Annotated in this window: 10 protein-coding genes, 2 tRNA genes and 1 pseudogene; 11 read left to right on the top strand and 2 right to left on the bottom strand. The window is 43.7% G+C overall.

Features of this window, described 5'->3' with window-relative positions; genetic code table 11:
- Window positions 1–87 precede the first annotated feature (87 nt).
- The 8 genes and pseudogenes from HXT59_RS06840 (at window position 88) to ileS (ending at window position 14,175) form a co-directional block, all read left to right on the top strand.
- Complete coding sequence (locus HXT59_RS06840; protein ID WP_421784321.1) at window positions 88–5,715, top strand: S8 family serine peptidase; 5,628 nt, start codon at window positions 88–90, stop codon at window positions 5,713–5,715.
- Between the two features lie 122 nt (window positions 5,716–5,837).
- Window positions 5,838–6,950, top strand: a pseudogene (locus HXT59_RS06835) (class C sortase).
- 88 nt (window positions 6,951–7,038) lie between these two features.
- Window positions 7,039–7,112, top strand: a tRNA-Lys gene (locus HXT59_RS06830).
- Window positions 7,113–7,232: 120 nt separating this feature from the next.
- The gene (gene xseA / locus HXT59_RS06825; protein ID WP_041160555.1) at window positions 7,233–8,648 is read left to right on the top strand and encodes an exodeoxyribonuclease VII large subunit; all 1,416 of its coding nucleotides are present in this window, start codon (window positions 7,233–7,235) and stop codon (window positions 8,646–8,648) included.
- Window positions 8,649–8,696: 48 nt separating this feature from the next.
- Window positions 8,697–9,017, top strand: coding sequence for an exodeoxyribonuclease VII small subunit (locus HXT59_RS06820; RefSeq protein WP_004110585.1), 321 nt, complete (start codon window positions 8,697–8,699; stop codon window positions 9,015–9,017).
- A 43-nt stretch (window positions 9,018–9,060) separates the two neighbouring features.
- Window positions 9,061–9,133: transfer RNA gene (locus HXT59_RS06815), tRNA-Arg, on the top strand.
- 160 nt (window positions 9,134–9,293) lie between these two features.
- The gene (locus HXT59_RS06810) at window positions 9,294–10,418 is read left to right on the top strand and encodes an Abi family protein (protein WP_219705410.1); all 1,125 of its coding nucleotides are present in this window, start codon (window positions 9,294–9,296) and stop codon (window positions 10,416–10,418) included.
- 346 nt (window positions 10,419–10,764) lie between these two features.
- Complete coding sequence (gene ileS / locus HXT59_RS06805) at window positions 10,765–14,175, top strand: mupirocin-resistant isoleucine--tRNA ligase (protein WP_064622013.1); 3,411 nt, start codon at window positions 10,765–10,767, stop codon at window positions 14,173–14,175.
- Window positions 14,176–14,264: 89 nt separating this feature from the next.
- Here ileS and HXT59_RS06800 read toward each other — a convergent pair whose 3' ends face one another.
- Both HXT59_RS06800 and HXT59_RS06795 read right to left on the bottom strand, forming a co-directional pair.
- Window positions 14,265–14,468 (bottom strand): hypothetical protein, encoded by a 204-nt coding sequence (locus tag HXT59_RS06800; protein ID WP_033888599.1) that lies wholly within the window; start codon window positions 14,466–14,468, stop codon window positions 14,265–14,267.
- On the bottom strand, window positions 14,446–14,721 hold the full coding sequence (locus tag HXT59_RS06795) for a BrnT family toxin (protein ID WP_004110572.1): 276 nt from the start codon (window positions 14,719–14,721) through the stop codon (window positions 14,446–14,448). Before HXT59_RS06795 ends, HXT59_RS06800 begins: the two co-directional genes overlap by 23 nt.
- Before the next feature lie 512 nt (window positions 14,722–15,233).
- On the opposite strand from HXT59_RS06795, the gene HXT59_RS06790 reads away from it, so the two are divergent.
- The 3 genes from HXT59_RS06790 (at window position 15,234) to HXT59_RS06780 (ending at window position 19,239) form a co-directional block, all read left to right on the top strand.
- Entirely contained in the window at window positions 15,234–16,163 is a 930-nt protein-coding gene (locus tag HXT59_RS06790) for an ABC transporter permease (RefSeq protein ID WP_004110570.1), read from the top strand.
- Window positions 16,160–17,356 carry an ABC transporter permease gene (locus HXT59_RS06785; protein WP_012913938.1) on the top strand — a complete coding sequence of 399 codons (1,197 nt, stop codon included), beginning with the start codon at window positions 16,160–16,162 and terminating at the stop codon, window positions 17,354–17,356. Before HXT59_RS06790 ends, HXT59_RS06785 begins: the two co-directional genes overlap by 4 nt.
- Window positions 17,357–17,529: 173 nt before the next feature.
- Window positions 17,530–19,239 carry an ABC transporter substrate-binding protein gene (locus HXT59_RS06780; RefSeq protein ID WP_421784320.1) on the top strand — a complete coding sequence of 570 codons (1,710 nt, stop codon included), beginning with the start codon at window positions 17,530–17,532 and terminating at the stop codon, window positions 19,237–19,239.

The following is a 19,239-nucleotide window of genomic DNA, read 5'->3' as shown; positions in this document are numbered from 1 at the left end:
AGATTTTGGCAGCTGGCATGAGTTTGTGATAGCTAGAACCGAAATTTTTCCGGGATAACAACCACCATTTTGAAGGAGAGTATGTTTATGAAGTTCAAACGAACGTCATATCTGACTCGTTTAGCAGCATTAAGTGTGGCTTCGGCGACGCTTATGGTGCCGCTTGGTACAGCAAATGCTAAAGACAATAGTGCTGAGAACAATAATCTCGCACAAGTTGTAAATCAAAAGAATAAGAATAATAAAACAACCAAGTATCTTGATCCTAAGATTGTCAGCAGAATAGTTAATAATCCATTTAATAGGACTGGTTCTTCTAATAAGCCTGTAACTGTTATTGTTACTTTGAAGAAACAGCCAAAACTTCCTTCGAAACAATCTGAAAACAGTAATAAAGCTGACCAGAATCGTCTTATTGGAAAATGGTCTTCAAAATATGGCATGACAGTACGTCGCCAATTTGGTTACCTGATGAATGGTTTTGAAGCAACGTTACCAGCTAACAAAGTTGCGGCTTTACGCCACGAACACGAGGTAGCTTCCGTTGCAAAAGAACGTTTGTATTACCCTCTTGAAAATTATGCTCGCGGTTTGCAGGGTGTGAATGAAGAATTTAAGAAGCGTGGACTTGATGGAACCGGAATGCTTGTGGCTATTATCGATACGGGCATAGATCCAAGTCACCATGATATGAAGCTTGATTTCAAAGCTGAAAAAGCTCGTAAGATTAAGAACACATTCCCATCTAATGGTGTAAAGTTCACTAATAAAGTTCCTGCGGGCTGGAATTATGCTGATGAAAACTACACTATTACAGATAGTGGTGCAGAGCAGCATGGCATGCACGTAGCTGGTATTGTGGCAGCTAATGGTGATGATGAGAATAAGCCAGCTGATAAAAACGGTCATATTAACGGCATTGCTCCAAATGCTCAGCTACTTGCAATGAAAGTATTTTCAAATAAGCCGGGAGCGCACGGAGCTCGTGATGCTGATATAGTTGCCGCAATTGAGGATTCTGTAAAGCTTCATGCAGACGTTATTAACATGTCTCTCGGCTCAGATAACGGTTTTGGTGGAGCTTCTAACGCTACATCTCTCGCTTTAAAGAAGGCTCGCGAAGCTGGTGTGCTTCCAGTTATTTCTGCAGGAAACTCCGGTTTAAGCTTCTCTACATCTGGAGGAACTAATGATGCATTAGGAAAGTGGGATGATGCAACTCTTGGTTCACCATCTTCTTATCCTTCTGCTTTCAGTGTTGCTTCTGTAGAAAATTCTTATATTATTCAAACCGCTGGTTCATATACAGATAAAGCTAATAAGACAACTGAGATTCCTTACTCTATAGCCTCAGGAAAAGCTGATGGTAAAGAACATGAGATTGTGAATATCGGTCTTGGTAAAAAAGATGAAGTTAAAGATTTGAATCTTCACGGAAAGTACGCTTTAGTTGAACGTGGCGTAATAGCATTTAGTGAAAAATTCCAGAATGCTATTGATAAGGGTGCTGATGGTGTAATCGTTTATAACAAAGCTGGCGATTCAGCACAGTTCCTTGGCATGGCTGGAGTTGATAAGTTCACATGCTTTGGAGCATCAATTCGTCGTGAAGATGCTTTAAAGATTGTTGATGCACTCAAAGCTAACGCAAGTAGTACAGTTAAGGTTTCCTTCTCTGATAAGACAATGGGCATTGCAAATCCTGATAAGTTGCATCCTTCTAGCTTTACTTCTTGGGGTCCAACGCCAGAACTTGATTTTAAGCCTCATATTGCTGGCATCGGCGGTAACGTGTGGTCTACTCAGAACAACAACAAGTACACTAATATGTCTGGTACTTCTATGGCTGCTCCAAACGTTTCCGGTCTTTCAGCTTTGGTGATGGAAAGCTATATGAGGCGTTTCCCTAAGCTTTCTCCAAAAGATCGTGCTACTCGTGTTGAACAAGCCTTGATGAATACGGCTGAGATTCTCAATAATTCCAGCAATGTACCATTTGCTCCTCGTCAAATCGGCGCTGGCTTAGCTCAGGTTGATAAAGCTGTTGCTACTAACGTGATTGCAACAGTCAATGGCAATTCGTACGTGGCTCTACGCCAGGTTAATGGAGATCGTAAGTTCACTGTTAAACTGCATAATTATGGAGATAAGGCTGTAACTTATGAAGTTCCTAAACAAAATGTTGTTAATGAATCTAATAATGCTGGTGAAGAAACTACTACCTCTATTAGCTCAGAAACATTAGCTTCTTCGACTAATACAGTTACAGTAGATCCTAAGTCAGAAAAGGAAGTAGAGTTTACATTAACTCCAGACGTGACTCGCGACCATTATGTTGAAGGTTGGGCGCGTTTTACTTCAAAGACTTCTGGGGAACCAGATTTGGCTGTTCCATATCTTGGCTTTGTTGGCAATTGGGATAAGGAACCAATTCTTGTAAAGCCTGGTGAAGAGTATCTTCAAAATACAATTAATATGACTACTTCGCTTATTGCCGAAAGTTATTTTGGTGATGTGCAAGTTAATGATGAAGCTCCTGGTCATTTAGAATTTTCTCCAAATGGTGATGAGTTATTCGATAAGATACGACCATCATTAGCATTATTCCGTAATGCAAGTTTAATACAGTATTCTGTTTTGGATAATTCTGGTAAGACTGTTGCAGAAGTAGGAGAGGAACATGACGTTTCTCGTTCTAATTTCTCAGAATTATTACGTGATCCAAGAGCATTAAATAGTTCTATTGATTTTGATGGAACTATTTATGATAAGACATCTACTGATATTGCGCATTGGAATAAGAAACTTCCTGATGGCAAATATATTTATCGAGTAAAAGCTTGCTTGACTAAGGATATGTGCCAAACGACTGATATGCATTTTAACCTTGATACTAAAGCTCCAACCGTTACAATTAGTGAACCTGATAATGATGGTAAAATCACCATTACAGCTCATGATGAGTTAAGTGAAACGTTGAGTGATCCAGGTGTAAAAGTTAATGGTAACAGTGATTATGTCAAGGTTAATGATAATGACTGCAGTGAAACTCATGACGCAAATGGCTATACTCGCACTTGCAAAGTTAATGTAGGTAAGGATGCTTATTACGTCAATGTCAGTTTGCATGATGGCGGTTTCAATGAAACCAATACTTCCAAAGTGTTTAAGGGATTTGCTAATAAAAAGATTCTCATAAATAATGAGGTTAATTTTAAGAATATTGGCATTAAGGATGTCACTGCTAAAAAAGATAACGGTGTTGATAAATATAGCATCGAAATCTCTGGACGTGTTGCTGATGGTTGCAAGGATGTGAAAGCTTATGTTCAATCAGGAACCGAAGCAGAAGAAGAATTAGCTGTTAAGACAGATGATTCTGAATTTAGCTTTACTGCCCCTATTAAACAAGGTGCTAATACAATAAAAGTTAAAGCAAAAGGTTCTGATGGTAAAGAAGTAGTTGAAACTCTTGCAACTAATTTCGACGGAAAAGCACCAATAATTAAACTAACTAATGCAGATAGTAATGGGAATGTAACAATTGACCAAACTGGTGTAGTAGAAGTTAAAGGTGAAGTTAAGGACGATACTACTCCAAAGCAGAATCTCACATTTACTGTCAAGTATAGTAAAGATGAGGTTGTTGGTGGTGAAGTCCAGACTGAACAAGTGGAAGAGCCTGTAAATGTTGCTACTGATGGCTCATTTACTGTAAAAGTTATTCCATCTGCTAGTACATATTCAGTTACCTTGGTTGCTAATGATGGAGTTAACACAGCTACTCAGAATGTAGGTTTCGCTAATCGCGTTATGCCAACAAAGACAGAGCCAAAGCTTTATAATATTTCACTGAGTAATGCTAACAGCTTAGGATCATACAACTGGATTGTTCCTGGAAATAGTGGTACTTCGCTCGATTCATTTAATGCAAACGGCAAAGTAAGTAATAAAGCTACAGAAATACTATTTACAAAAGCTAATCGAGTTAAAGATGATGGTTCGGGGTATGAGGACTTTGATCCTATAGCTGCAACAATCACTAAGTCCACTAATGCAAATGCTGATTCCACATTCACGGTAACTCTGCCAATGCATCCTGGAATAAATGACTTTAGGATGATTGTTAAAGAGGGAAGTGATGTGGTATTAGACACTCCAGTTGCTTTCTATTTCGACAGACAGGCTCCAGAAGTAATGTTTAGTACTCCAAAGTTGTATGGCGGCAGAATATTCACTAATAATGACACTGTGAAATTCAAGGGTGTTATTAGTGATGATTTTGCTGGCTATACTCTTAAGATTAATAATCTTATTGCTTCAGACAACTTCAGTACTGATTCTAAAGGCAAAGAAACTAATGCTCAGAGCTTCGATAGAGATGTTGAAGTTAAAAATGGAGAGTTTGTGTTAATCCAAGCCATCGATCAGATGTCTAGTGCACTGTATGGTCGTGCTCCTGTTGTTGTTGATAAGGATGCTCCTTCTGTGACACTTGGAATAAAGGACAATGATCATGTTGAAGCAAATCGTAAGATTTCTGTAACAGCTAAAGATGATCATTTGAAGTTATTGCGAGTGAAGATTGATGGTAAAGAAGTAAATCATGCAAGTAATGGTCTTAAAGAAACGGATATTAAGCTGAGTAAGAATAATCCTTATGATGCTACTTTTGCTGATCTGAAAGATCTGAAGGATCCGCTGAAGGTAGATGTTGATTTCAATTCACTTTCTGCCGGAAAGCACTTAATCACAGTTGAAGCTGTTGATTATGCTAGTAACGTTGCAACGAAGAATACTTCCGCAGAATTCGTCGTTGAAAAGAAGTCGAATGATGGTCATGGGAACGATCATGGTTCCTCCTCTGTAACTGTCAATCCTCCTTCCGCCTCAACTCCAGCACCTAAAGCTCCTGAATCTACCGCAAAGCTAGATCAGTCGCTTAAGGGAATCCTTGTTGCTGGTGAACATATGAATAATGTTGTTCGTGCTGGTAAGAGCAATCCTGTGAAGTTGTATTTCGCTGGCATGGATGCTCCTGCTAAGGGTGATGCTGGCTCTAAGTCTCACAAGACTAAGGTCTCTTCTGCCACGAGCGAGTTCATCAAGGAACTTAAGAAAAACAAGGTTGCTTACGCTTATGCTTACATGTATTCTTCGCCTGTGTTATTGAAGGGCGCAGATGGATCTAAGTATGTGAAAGTAACTTTGGATAAGAATGGTCAACCTCAGTTTAATGTTGTGATTCCAGCTGGCTACTTCGGTAAGCATACGATTGTTTTGCTTAACGACAAAGGTGAGCAGCTTGCTTGGGCTAACGTGTGGGTTGTTCCTGAGAATGCTACAGCGTTCGATGAAACAGATGCAGAGATTAACCTGAAGTATTCGGAGCTTCATTCTGGTACTGGATTCGGCAACGGATTAGGTGCTGGTTCTGGATTTGGCACATTTACTGACACTACTTACGTTGGTACAGACGGAAATGCCTCCAGTGGAAGTGGCAACGCAGGTGCTGCATCCGGCAACGCTGCTGCAAAGCAGAAGGCTGCTGAAAAGGAGCAGGCTGCCGCTAAGTCTGCCGCCAAGAAGATGACTTCTGACTTGGCGATGACTGGTAGCAGTGTGATTGGCATGGTTGTGACGTTTATGGTGTTGCTTGCAAGCGGTGCTGTAACGTTTAAAACTCGCCGCCGTCATGCGCACGCAAGCAATTAAATAAACAAAATAAGTAAATAAACAAAAAAAGTAAATAAACAAAAATAAATAAACAAAGAGCACTTTCATCCTTTAGTAAGGTGGGAGTGCTCTTTGCTCCTTGTTTATTTATTGGAGGAATTATGAAGTTGGCTGATTTTGCAGAGTCTGCTCGCGCGCTATTTAAGCGGCTGACTCGTATGCGCGCTAATAAGTCCTCCAAAAGTGCGGAATCTTCCGCAAGCTCTGGAATCGCTGCATCTTCCGAAAATACTGAATCTGCGCAGTCTGCGCAGTCTACGCAGTCTTCGTAATCTTCATCATCACAAGAGCAATCTTCCCCAAAACCAATGTCCACACTTCGCAAGCTGGCTGAGCCGATTGCGCTTGTTACTATTGGCATTTTGTGTTTCAGCTATCCTGTGGTTTCTACTTTGGTCAACAACCATGCTGCCAAAGAACTCTCAATCGAGTACGATAAATTAAATAAGGAAAAGCCTAAAGAAAATCGCGCGGAAATTTTGTGAAAAGCGCGTGAATACAACGCTCGCCACAAGGCGATTATTAGCGCGGACCCGTATAACGGCAATAACGACTACATGGACACTCCCGAATATAAAGAGTACGAAAAAGTGCTTAGTGAGCCGATGGGGATTATGGGCATTGTGAAAATACCGAAAATTGACGTGAGGCTGCCGATTTACCATGGAACTACTCAAGATACTCTCGCGATGGGAGCGGGGCATTTGTACGGCACGGATTTGCCGGTGGGCGGCAAAAGCAGGCACACGGTTGTGACGGCGCATACGGGTATGCCGGATGCCACAATGTTCGACGATTTAAACACGCTGAAAAAAGGCGATTACTTCTATTTTGATGTGCAAGGCAAGACTCTTCGGTACAGAGTGTTTCGCATAAATGTGGTGGAGCCGAACGATATTCGTTTGCTGCGGCGTGAGAAGGGGCGCGACTTGGCGACGCTGATTACGTGTACCCCGTATGGAATTAACACGCACAGGCTGCTCGTGACGGGGTATCGTGTGTTGCCGGATCCTGCTAACGTGCCGGGCGACCATATGCAGTGGTCGTTGTGGATGACGTTGTTTGTGATATCGATGGTGATGTCTGCGGTGTTGATGGCGATGATGCTGATTGCGTCGTTGCGAAAGAAGAATGGTGTGAGTAGTGTGCAAGGCAGGCATTTGCTGGCGGTTTCGCGCAAAATCTTGCGTAAGTTGCGCAAACGACCTGCCTGAGCGCAGCAATGCGACACGCCGGCTTGCGTGCAAGCTCATTCTGAGTATAGTAGTTACTCGGTTCGCGAAACGAGCCAAGATAACCAACGCCCCTTTAGCTCAGTTGGTTAGAGCAGCTGACTCTTAATCAGCGTGTCCAGGGTTCGAATCCCTGAGGGGGCACAAGCGAAACCCAAGCTTCACTGCTTGGGTTTTTTCGTATCTAATCTCTCCGTCACGCATATGCAGCAGCGCGCGTTTGTCCTTCTTTGCGGTCAAGCTGGAAACATGACCTCGTCAAATATGATGCCGCAATTATTCCAGGATGATGCCCAGCTTGAACAGCCGCAACCGTCGCAACAACCGCTGCTAAATTTAGCACAGTCGCAGTCGCAACAAGTTCAGTCGCAGCTGCAATCACTTACGCCGCAGCAAGCTCAGCCGCGACAGCTCCCTCTAAAAGCCGCCGACACGACTGCCGAAAATCCATGGCCTGTTGCCGTTTTAAGCCAAAAGTTCCACAGTGCAGTAGAACGCTGGCCAGCCGCGTGGATTGAGGGTCAAATCGTCGAAATTAACATGCGCCGCGCTTCTTCCGGTTACATCACCCTTCGCGACAGTAATGAAGAAGTGTCGATTTCCGTAATGGGCTTCAGCAATTTCGTGCAGCAGGCGCGCGAACTTCGCCAGGGTGACCGCGTAGTCGTTCACGGCAAGGCGGATATTTGGGTAAAAGCCACGCGTTTGAGCTTCGTTGCAGACGAAATCCGCCGCGTCGGTGCCGGTGACTTAAAAGCGCAAATTGACGAGTTGCGAAAAAAGCTTAAGGGCGAGGGCTTATTTGACGCTGAAAATAAGGTTCCGCTGCCGGAATTTCCTAAGTGTGTCGGTCTCGTGTGCGCTCCTCAAGCGCGCGCGGAGGGCGATGTTATTACGAACGTGAATTTGCGCTGGCCTGTTACGCGCTTCAAAGTTATTCACGCGCACGTGCAGGGCGTGCAGTGCCCGGCGGATATTATTGCCGCAATTAAGCAGCTCGACGCGGATCCAGAAGTTGACGTTATTATCGTTGCTCGCGGCGGTGGAAGCTTTGAAGATTTGATTGGTTTTTCAGATGAGGGTGTGGTTCGCGCTACTGCTGCGTGCGTGACGCCGATTGTGTCTGCAATTGGTCACGAGGACGATTGGACGCTGATTGATTTGGCTGCAGACATGCGCGCTTCGACTCCTACGGATGCTGCAAAGCGCGTGGTTCCAGACGTACGCGAGCAGTGGCAGCTTATTGATAACGCGTTGCAAACTATGCGCATGCGAATTTCTGCGCGCGTAGACAATGAGATTCGTCTCGTTGAAGGTTATGCGAATCGCCCGAGCCTTACGCGCCCGAGCACTATGCTTGAGCCGCACGAGCGTTTGGTTGAGCAGGCTGTTGAGCGAATGCGTCACGGTTTGGTGCGACTTCTTGACGACGCGAGTTTGACTGTTGAGAAGGCTCACGCGAGCTTGACTGCGCTAAGTCCGCAATCGACTTTGAATCGCGGGTACGCTGTTGTGCAGCTCAGTGGTGGGCGAGTGCTTGACGATGCGGCTTTAGCGAAAGTTGGCGACGATATGACAGTTACGCTTAAAAGTGGCGTGGTTCTTGGCAAGGTGACTGGAACAAAGTCAGCTGTTACTAAGTCTGCTTTCATAAAGCCAAGTAAAAAGTCAAGTAAGTAATTTTTTAGATATTTTAGATATTTATTTAGATACAACGAAAGGTTAGATATGAGTGAGAAAGTAACGAAAAAAGCGGAAGAATCAGCAGAAAACACAGAATTTGCAAGCACACTTACGAAAGAAGAGCGCGCTGCGATTGAGACGATGCCGTACGAAGAGGCTCGCGAAAAGCTGGTTCAGGCGGTTCAAGCGTTGGAAGCTGGCGGTTTGACACTAGATCAGTCCATGCGTCAGTGGGAGATTGGCGAGGCGCTGGCAAAGCGCGCGCAGGGTTTGCTTGCCACGGTTCGCGCTAAGTTGGACGCGGCACAAGCGGAACAATCGGCGACGGCGGCTACGGCTGGCACGCAGTCTAATCTTGAGGATTAAGCGCGCCGCAGTGACACGCCATAGTGTATAATTGCCATTTGTTGCCTCGGTAGCTCAGTGGATAGAGCACCACTCTCCTAAAGTGGGTGTCGTCAGTTCGATTCTGATCCGGGGCACTTTTATGTGTGGACGTTGTGCAGTTTATATTTGTGCAATGGTGTTGTGTGCTGTATAATTCGCCTATTTTTTGTTGACAAATATTAGTTTCTTTCGTATAATTGAGTAGTGGTGAAGCCAGGCAGTGTCTGGTTCGCGAAGAGCCAATCAAGCGATTGATTGGCTCTTCGTGCATCTAATAGCGGGGGATTGGTGGGGATGATGGTGATTTATAAACCTTTTACTACTATCAGACAACAAATAGAATTACTTAAGTCTAGAGGAGTAGTGTTTCCTGATGAGATTAAAGCTATGGAAATACTTGAAAGAGAAGGTTACTATAGCGTTGTAAATGGATATAAAAATCCATTTCTTGAGTCAAAAAATTCGAATAAATATGTTCAAGGAACAAAGTTTGAACACATTTATTATCTTTTTAAATTTGATCGTGAACTTCGCAGTGTTATCTTTGCAGCTACAACTAGAGCAGAAGCATTGTTAAGGTCATCATGTTCATATTGCTTTAGCCAAATGCACGGTAATGAAGTTAATGCTTACCTTAATGAAACTAACTATGAAGATCCAAAGGAATCAGGTGGTTTAATTAAAGCATTTAATCGAATTATAGAAAATAATAAGTCAAATAATCAAAAATTAAATATAGGAAAAGAGTACATACGACATTGTATCAATAATCACGATGGGCAAGTTCCATTATGGGTTTTATCTAATGATTTGACTTTCGGACAGATGTTCTGGTTTTACAAAGCGCAAACTAAATGCGTTAGAGGTTTGGTTGCTAAAAAATATACTGAACTTTATAATTCTTCACACTGTTCTCAAAAAGATATTACGTCAATAAAAATTGATTCTATTTATAGAAGAATTAAAGAGTTCAGAAATATTTGTGCGCATGATGAACGTTTGTATTGTGCTAGACCGCATAGTGATAATGCAACAGTCTTTCAGCTTATTAAAGATTTCGACATATTATTAGAAACTAGCTATTATCTAGAGTTTTTAGAGAAGATTGAAAAATTACTTGTTGCGCTTTGCGATAAAGTTCCAAATTGCTCTAAAAATGTTATTGAATGCATTGGAATGTCTAGTATTGATGAATTTTATGATTGGAAAAATAAAATTAAAGAAAATATTATCTTGAATAGTAACTTGTCTGTTCCAAACGAGGCAACGCTTAAGGCTATGAATCACGCTAATCAAATTATGAATGGCAAAATTTCTGACGATGGCATTGCTTTTAGCAATGCTAATGAAGCTAAGGCATTTTTGGATAATATGTCATGAAAATGTCATGAAAATTATTCGCGAGTCGCGAAATTATTCCTAATGTTAGGGGATAGTGTTAGATTATTTCTAACTTAAGCGATGATCCGTTATCGGCGGGGAGTTTTCGGAAGAACGGCGAGGATTCGTAAGGTTTTCGCTTATTAGAACCGACGGGGTTGGCCCGCACAGCCAAACACGAGAGGCTATGGGAATAGTTCGATTGCGTTGCATATTTGTGTTACGCACTTGCGTTATGCATTGCGATACACGTTACGTAATCATCTTATAGCAAGCGAGGTGGTACCGCGGCAGTAACTGTCGTCCTCGCAGGGAAATATTCACCCTGTTGAGCGAGGAGAGCACAGTGAGCGAATCCACTAATCCAGCAGCAAACGCGTCCGAAAATACGTCCGCAAATCACGTATACCCAAAGGTAAGTGTTTCAGCATCAACGCAAGAAAACTCCGGCGCGCAAGTTGCACCAAATCCTTCCTTCCCAAAGCTTGAAGAATCAGTTCTCCAATACTGGGATGCAAACAACACTTTCCGCAAGTCAATCGAATACCGTCCGTCCGGCAAGGGTAGTCAAAACGAGTTCGTGTTCTTCGACGGACCTCCATTCGCAAACGGTCTTCCTCACTACGGCCACCTGCTCACAGGCTACGCAAAAGACGTCGTTCCGCGCTATCAGACTATGCGCGGTCGCAAAGTAAACCGCGTTTTTGGTTGGGATACTCACGGTCTTCCTGCAGAGTTGGAAGCGCAGAAGGAACTCGGCATCGAGTCGGTTGAGCAAATCGAAAAAATGGGCATCGCAAAGTTTAACGATGCTTGCCGTGCCAGCGTTTTGAAGTACACAAACGAGTGGCAAAACTACGTGCATCGTCAGGCTCGCTGGGTTGATTTCGAGCGCGGTTACAAAACGCTGAACATTCCATACATGGAATCCGTAATGTGGGCTTTTAAGCAGCTTTATGATAAGGGCTTGGCTTACAAGGGTTACCGCGTGCTTCCGTACTGCCCGAAGGACCAAACTCCACTTTCAGCCCACGAGCTTCGCATGGACGCGGATGTGTACCAGAATCGTCAGGATACTACCGTTTCCGTTGCCGTTAAGCTTCGCGACGAAGCCGACGCTTACGCAGTATTCTGGACCACTACTCCTTGGACTGTGCCAACCAATTTCGCAATCGTAGTTGGCGCAGACATCGACTACGTGGAAGTTCGCCCAACTGAAGGCAAGTTCGCAGGTAAAAAGTTCTACATCGGTAAGCCTTTGCTCGGCTCCTACACTAAGGAACTTGGCGAAAATTACGAAGTTGTGCGCGAACTTAAGGGTGCTGAGATGGCTGGTTGGCGCTACTACCCAGTGTTCCCATACTTTGCAAGCGATTCTGCGCTCGCAGAGGGTGGCACTCCTGGTCCTAACGCTTTTACGATTTTCACTGCAGATTATGTTGACACCGCTGAAGGTACTGGTCTCGTTCACCAGGCTCCTTACGGCGAGGACGATATGAACACGCTTAACGCGCACGAAATTCGCAGCGTTGACGTGCTCGACGCAGGTTGCAAGTTTACAAGCGACTGCCCAGATTACGAAGGCTTGTACGTTTTCGACGCGAACTTGCCAATTTTGCGTAACTTGCGTGCAGGAGACGGTCCGCTTGCTCAAATGCCGGAAGATCAGCGCGCGTTGTTATTCCAAGAAAAAAGCTACGTGCACAGCTATCCTCATTGCTGGCGTTGCGCAACTCCGCTTATTTATAAGCCTGTTTCTAGCTGGTTTGTGTCTGTTACGAAGATTAAGAAGCGCTTGCTTGAGCTTAATCAGGAGATTAATTGGATTCCTGGAAACGTTAAGGACGGCCAGTTTGGTAAGTGGCTTTCTAACGCGCGTGACTGGTCGATTAGCCGTAACCGCTTCTGGGGTTCGCCAATTCCAGTGTGGGTGAGTGACGATCCAAAGTATCCTCGTGTAGACGTGTACGGTTCGTTGGAAGAGCTTAAGGCTGATTTTGGCGACTATCCGCGCGATGACGACGGCAATGTGAATATGCACCGCCCGTATATCGATCGCCTTACTCGTCCAAATCCAGACGATCCTACTGGAAAGTCGCAAATGCATCGTATTACGGATGTTCTCGACTGTTGGTTTGAGTCTGGTTCCATGCCTTTCGCGCAGTTCCATTATCCGTTTGAAAATAAGGAATTCTTCGAAGAGCACTTCCCATGCGACTACATCGTTGAATATATTGGTCAGACTCGTGGCTGGTTCTACACGCTTCACATTATGGCTACGGCTCTATTCGACCGCCCAGCTTATAAGAACGTGATTTGCCACGGCATCGTGCTTGGTTCCGACGGCCAGAAGATGAGTAAGCATTTGCGCAATTACCCGGATGTGAACGGCGTTTTCAACGAGTACGGCTCGGACGCAATGCGCTGGTTCCTCATGTCTTCGCCAATTTTGCGCGGTGGCAATTTGATTGTGACTGCAGACGGCATTAGGGATACGGTTCGTCAGGTTATGCTTCCAGTTTGGAGCTCGTACTACTTCTTCACTTTGTATGCGAATGCTGCAAACGGTGGTAAGGGTTATGACGCTCGTCGCCTTCGCGCGGATGAGGTTGCAGGACTTTGCAACATGGATCGTTATTTGCTTGCTCGCACGCGTTTGCTTGTTGAGCGCGTAGAAAAGTGCTTGAACGAGTTTGCGATTAGCGATGCTTGCGCAGCAGTTGGCGATTTTATTGACGTGCTTACGAATTGGTATATTCGCGGCAGTCGTGACCGCTTCTGGAATGAAGACGAGACTGCTTTCAACACGCTTTACACTGTGTTGGAAGTGTTCATGCGCACGATTGCTCCTCTTGCTCCTATGGAAGCTGAGGCTGTTTGGCGCGGTCTTACCGGTGGCGAATCCGTGCATTTGGCTGATTGGCCTTATTTGGTGGAGCCTGAAACTCTTTCAGACGGTGAGAAGAACCCTAAGGCTGGAACAGTCACTGAGCTTGGTGCTGTTCTTGCTCATGACGATGCTTTGGTTGCTGCTATGGATAAGGTTCGCGAGGTTGTGTCTTCTGCGCTTTCGTTGCGTAAGGCGGAACAGTTGCGCGTACGCCAGCCATTGGCAAACTTGACGGTTGTTGCAGAAAATACTGCTGCTGTTGAGCCTTACGAGCAGGTTCTTGAGCGCGAGCTTAACGTGAAGAATGTTACATTCTGCACTTTGGAAGACGCAAGCAACCACGGTTTGAAGATTGTTCACGAGCTTAAGGTGAATGCGCGCGCGGCTGGTCCTCGTTTGGGCAAGCAAGTGCAGTTTGCTATTAAGTCTTCTAAGAGTGGCGATTGGCGAGTTGACGAGTCTGGCGCTCCTGTTGTTCAGACTCCAAACGGCGAAGTTGCGCTTGTTGAGGGCGAATATGAGCTTGTAAATCGCGTTGAGTCTTCGGATGCTCAAGCGGCTGCGAATACTGCTTCTGCTGCAATGCCAACTGGCGGTTTCGTTATGCTCGACACTGCTTTGACTAGCGATTTGCTTGCTGAAGGTTACGCTCGCGACGCTATTCGCGCTGTTCAGGATGCCCGTAAGGAGAACGGTTTGGATATTAGTGACCGAATCGCTTTGACTTTGAGCGTGCCAGCTTCGGACGTTGTTAAAGTTGAGCAGTTCCGCGATTTGATTGCGGAGGAGACTTTGGCTACGAGCTTCGAGGTTGTTGAGGCTGATTCTAGCGCAACTGAGCTTAGCGTAACTCTTAAGCGTGCGTAAAACACAACTAACAGCTAATTAACTAAACAAAACGTGCCGGTGTATTTCAATACGTCGGCACGTTTTGTTTTACTTCTAGTTTTATTTGACTACCGTGTTGTAGCTACTCTAAAGAATTTCATTATTCTCAATATCCATCCAGGCATAATAAAAGTGACGTGCTTTTGTTCGTTCGAGTGGTTCTCTATAATTGGATGCTCCAAATCAAAGTACTCAAGTACGTCTTCGCCGTTATCGAATTTTCTATCAATTTCTTTTCCGCTTATCTCTTTACTTTTTGTGGTGTTTTTCATAATATTGTTCCTCCTTCTTTCGTGATCTTCTTACAGAAATAATACGAATTCGATTATTTCTTTTTGTTATTACTGCAGTCCAATGTTTGCTGTCTATCTTTCCAAAAACTAAGTAGCGAGAGTCATCATTGCCTGAATTTTTGGATTTGATTTCAGTTATTTCATTATTCCAAAGTATTTGAGCTTTTTTGAAACTGATACCATGTTTAGCTAAATTTTTTAAGCTCTTTGCAGGATCGTACTCAAAATTCATACTCACCTTCTATCGTCTATTTTAACGTAAAATAGCATCAATTGAAACTATTTTTAATGATTGTTGTTTTGTATTAAGTATCGTAAATGCTTTAAGTCGGCTTTCCTAGATTTTTTTACGCATTGTGGTTAAAGGCTATTTATAGAAGCAAGCGCTACCGCATTGAGCTTGCTTGAAGCGCACAATGCAGCTTCAAGCAAGAGCAGTTAATTAACATTTTTTGGATTGTTGGTCGTCAGATTACGCTTTCTTAAGAGAATAAAGAAAGCGTAATCGAGTGCGCGCCGACGCTGAAAGCACACTGTGCTTTCAGCATTGAGTCGGTGCTACCGCATTGGGTCTCTTTTCGCGCTACGCTTAATCGAAAAGCGAGTCAATGTGACACCCCGTTTTCTATGGGTTCCTATAGTGTCGATAAGACAACAATACAAATTTTTACTCGATTTGTGTTTTGCGTTAATTTATATTGCATGATATTCAAAAAGAAAGTGCAGGTGACGAAATGAGTAAAGATGAGAAGGGTCGGTGTATTTCGTTCACGCTATAAGCGTGATTCATCTAGCGTCACCGTTCCTACTGGAAATAATTCTGGCATTATTATCGGAAGTATAATTATTGCAATTTTTGTGATTTTGGCAATTTTTGCCGATGCTTTTACTGCAATCACTGGCAATAATCCTTATGATGAGCATCCAGAATATTTAGATTTTAATTCTGTTCCAACAGGTTTTGGTGGCATTAATTTCCAGCATTGGTTTGGTCTTACGCCACTTCGTGGTCTTGATATTTTTGCAATTGTGGCTCATGGCGCGCGCGTATCTCTTGGAATTGGCGTCGCTTCTACCATAATATCGCTATTTCTTGGCATCGTAATCGGCATGATTGCAGGGTATTTCAGTGGTTTTGCAGATGCTTTGCTTTCGCGCACAATGGACGTGTTCTTCGGTTTCCCGTTCCTGATTTTTGCGATTGCTTTGTCTGCTGTTGTGCCGCAAGATTTTCCGCGTCCGCTTCTACTAATACTTGTTTTAGGATTTTTTGGTTGGCCAAGTATTGCGCGTTTAGTTCGCGCTCAAACTCTTACGCTTAAATCTCGCAATTTTGCAGTTGCATCTCGCGTAATGGGAGCCGGTACGTGGCATGTTCTTCGTGAACAAATAATGCCAAATATGATGCCGTTGTTGCTTGTGAATGTAACGTTCCTTATTCCTGGACGAATTGGAGCTGAAGCTGCGTTGTCTTTCCTTGGCGTTGGTATGAATCCGCCTTCGCCTTCGTGGGGTCGCGCTATTGCGGAAGCTGTGCAGTGGGTTTTAGTTGACCCATGGTATTTACTTTTCCCTGGAACTGCACTGTTCTTGCTAACTTTCGGTTTTAATCTTGTTGGTGACGGTTTGGCCAGTGCTCTTCAGCCTCGCGCTAAAAAGGCGGCGACGGCATGAGATATAAGGAAAATATTAGTAATAGCGATACAAAAAATAGTAATAGCAGTACGAAAAATATCAGCAATAAGCAGAATGTAAATAATACGCAGAAGAAAAATATGCAACAAAATATTAGTAATAACAGCAATAATGAATCCGCAAAAAACTCGCGAATTATTAGCAAAACCGTAGATTTTCTTACGTTTTTAATAAAGCGTTCAGCAAGCGCGGTACTTGTTTTAACACTGATTGCAGTTGTATTATTCCTTATTTTCTTTATGCTCCCAGCGAATCCTGCGCAACTAGCTTGCGGAAAGCCGTGCACTCCTGAGCGTTTGGCTCGAGTTTCCGCATTTATGGGCACGGACGCGCCGTGGTATGAGCAGCTTGGAAACTATATTCGTGGGATATTTTTTGGACGAGAATTTGGAACTAATTCTGCATCCTCAGGAATTTCAGCCGCTGGTGCCGCAATTATCTGCTCGTCTCCATGCTTAGGCTGGTCCTTCACGCTTAACGAACCAGTCACAGATCTTATTATGAGCCGTTTTGCTGTGACAGCTTCTTTGGCGATTGGCGCTGCATTACTTTGGGTAATTATTGGTGTAGTAACCGGAGTGATTTCTGCTTCTAAAGAAGGATCGCTTTTTGATCGTGCATTTAGAGCGCTTTCTTCAGTGGGGATTTCGTCCCCTGCTTACCTGATTGGTATGCTTGCAATACTTGCTTTTGCAGTATATCTGCCAATTTTCCCTACAGGCGGTTATGTGAATTTTTCGGATGATCCTTTAGGTTGGCTGCAGCATTTGCTACTTCCGTGGATTGTTTTGGCACTTCTTAACGCTGCTTATTATACGCGACTTACTCGTGCTCATATGCTTGACGAGTTGCAACAGGATTATATGCGCACTGCCTTGGCTAAGGGTATGCCGCGAACGAAAGTTATAACTCGTCACGCTCTGCCTAACGTAATGCTTCCTGTGCTAACAATGTTTGGCTTGGATCTAGGCGGTTTGCTTGGCGGTGCTGTGATTACTGAGAGAGTTTTCTCTATGCAAGGTTTGGGTTCGCTACTTCTTGATTCTGTTAAAAATCTTGATTTGCAAGTGCTGGTTGGTGTGACGCTTTTTGCGGCTGCGCTTGTGATTGTTGCGAATCTTATTGTTGACATCTGTTATCGTTTCATCGATCCTCGTGCCGCAGTCTGTTAGTGCCTTTCGAGTGAAATTGTTAGTGGGCGAGGACTAAGCGCTTGCGTTTGCTTGATGCTGCTCGTGTCAGCTCGCTCACTTTTTCTCAAGTTCAAAAATGTTAAATAGCTTATGCGCGAGTTTTAAAGAATTAAATTTTAAATAGAAAAGATTAAAGAAATAAGGGGATTATTATGTTCATTTTCAAAAATAATACGGCTTCAAAGAAAATTCTTGCTTCAACAGCAGCTTTTTCACTACTTACAATTTCACTACTTTCGCTTTCAGCTTGCACAAATTACAACTCTGGGAAAACCAGTATTACGAACGCTTCCGTGCTAAATTCTAATCCTAAAAAAGGCGGAACTTTTACAATATTTACGTCAAATACGAATATGAATTTCGATCCAGCTCGCAGTCAGGGTTTGCCAATTACGTCAAATAATTTCATCTTCCGCGCACTTACTACGTGGAAAGTAAGTCCGGATTCAAGCGAGCAAACGCGCGTAGTTCCAGATTTGGCAACGGATACTGGCACAACAAGTGACGGCGGAAAAACTTGGAAATACACTCTTAAAAAGGGTGTTAAGTATGAAGATGGAACCGAAATCACTTCGCACGATATTAAATTTGGTATTGAGCGCTCGTTTGCAGATTCGTTAAGCGGTGGTTTTGGATATCACAAAACTCTTCTTGTTGGAGCTGAAAACTATAGAGGACCATTCGACGGAAAGTCGCTTGATTCGATTGAAACTCCAGATAATCAAACGATTATTTTCCATTTGAAAGCACCTTTTGCAGATTGGCCGTGGGTGACATCTTTGGCTGCATTTGTGCCAGTTCCAACTAGTTCAGGCGATGCTCAGATATATAGTAAAAGGCCGAAATCTTCAGGACCATACAGGATTGTGCAGAACGAAGTTGGAAAGCAAGTTGTAATGCAACGCAATAAGTATTGGGATTCCAAGCTTGACAGTACTCGCACAGCTTCTGCAGATGAAATTGTGTGGAAACTTGGTTCAGACACTACTGTTTCAGCTCAGTCTATGATTCAAGGAAATACGGATACAAAAGCCGCATTTTTGGCTGATTTTGTGCCGCCTGCTCAGCTTGCACAAGCTCAAGCGCATCCTCAATCTCGCAAGTTGCTAACTACTAGTAGTGATGGTGCTCTTGAATATTTGGCTATGAATACGCGCAGAATAACGGATATCAATGTTCGAAAAGCGATTCAGTATGCTGTTGATAAGCAGTCGTATCGAACTGCGAAGGGCGGCGAAATTGCTGGAGGTTTTGCTACTACGCTTATTACGCCTGGTATTTCTGGTCGAAAGCAGTTTAATTTGTATTCTGAAGATCCTCGAGGGAACGTTGAGAAAGCTAAACAACTGTTGAAAAAATCAGGTAAAACCGATATTAAGTTGATTCTGATTGCTCGTCCGGATCAAACGCAAGTGGCATCTTCTGTGCAATCAAGTTTAAAGCGAGCTGGTATTAAAGTGACGATTAAAACTGTTGACGCAGTAAACTTTACGGATGCAATTACGTCAAATTCCGGAGATTACGATTTGGCTTTGGCTTCGTGGCAGCCTGATTTTCCTTCTGCTTTTGCGAATTTGGGACCGCTTTTTGATTCTTCGCAAATTGGCGGCGGTAACTGGAATATTTCTCGTTATTCGAATCCTAAAGTAGATGCTTTAATTCGCGAAGCTGTGCAAACTGTTGACGAGAATTCGGCTCATAAACTGTGGCAAAAGGCGGATCACGCTATTATGGAAGATTCTCCTGTTGTTCCGCTTATTTACTCGCATAATACGTTTATTCATGGAAGCGGTGTTGAGAATTTCTACATCGGAAGTTTTCCTGCTTACCCTAATTATGCAGCTGTGTCTTTGAATAGGTGA

Source organism: Gardnerella sp. KA01001 (genome assembly GCF_049244025.1).
GTDB lineage: Bacteria > Actinomycetota > Actinomycetes > Actinomycetales > Bifidobacteriaceae > Bifidobacterium > Bifidobacterium swidsinskii.
The sequence above is the reverse complement of the archived record's forward strand: the minus strand, read 5'-3'. Positions and strand labels throughout refer to the sequence as shown.

Excerpts from the sequence above, each read along its gene's own strand:
- HXT59_RS06840 (WP_421784321.1), top strand. The coding sequence starts at position 88 with ATGAAGTTCAAACGAACGTCATATCTGACTCGTTTAGCAGCATTAAGT.
- xseA (WP_041160555.1), top strand. The coding sequence starts at position 7,233 with ATGATGCCGCAATTATTCCAGGATGATGCCCAGCTTGAACAGCCGCAA.
- HXT59_RS06820 (WP_004110585.1), top strand. The coding sequence starts at position 8,697 with ATGAGTGAGAAAGTAACGAAAAAAGCGGAAGAATCAGCAGAAAACACA.
- HXT59_RS06800 (WP_033888599.1), bottom strand. The coding sequence starts at position 14,468 with ATGAAAAACACCACAAAAAGTAAAGAGATAAGCGGAAAAGAAATTGAT.
- HXT59_RS06795 (WP_004110572.1), bottom strand. The coding sequence starts at position 14,721 with ATGAATTTTGAGTACGATCCTGCAAAGAGCTTAAAAAATTTAGCTAAA.
- HXT59_RS06790 (WP_004110570.1), top strand. The coding sequence starts at position 15,234 with ATGAGAAGGGTCGGTGTATTTCGTTCACGCTATAAGCGTGATTCATCT.
- HXT59_RS06785 (WP_012913938.1), top strand. The coding sequence starts at position 16,160 with ATGAGATATAAGGAAAATATTAGTAATAGCGATACAAAAAATAGTAAT.
- HXT59_RS06780 (WP_421784320.1), top strand. The coding sequence starts at position 17,530 with ATGTTCATTTTCAAAAATAATACGGCTTCAAAGAAAATTCTTGCTTCA.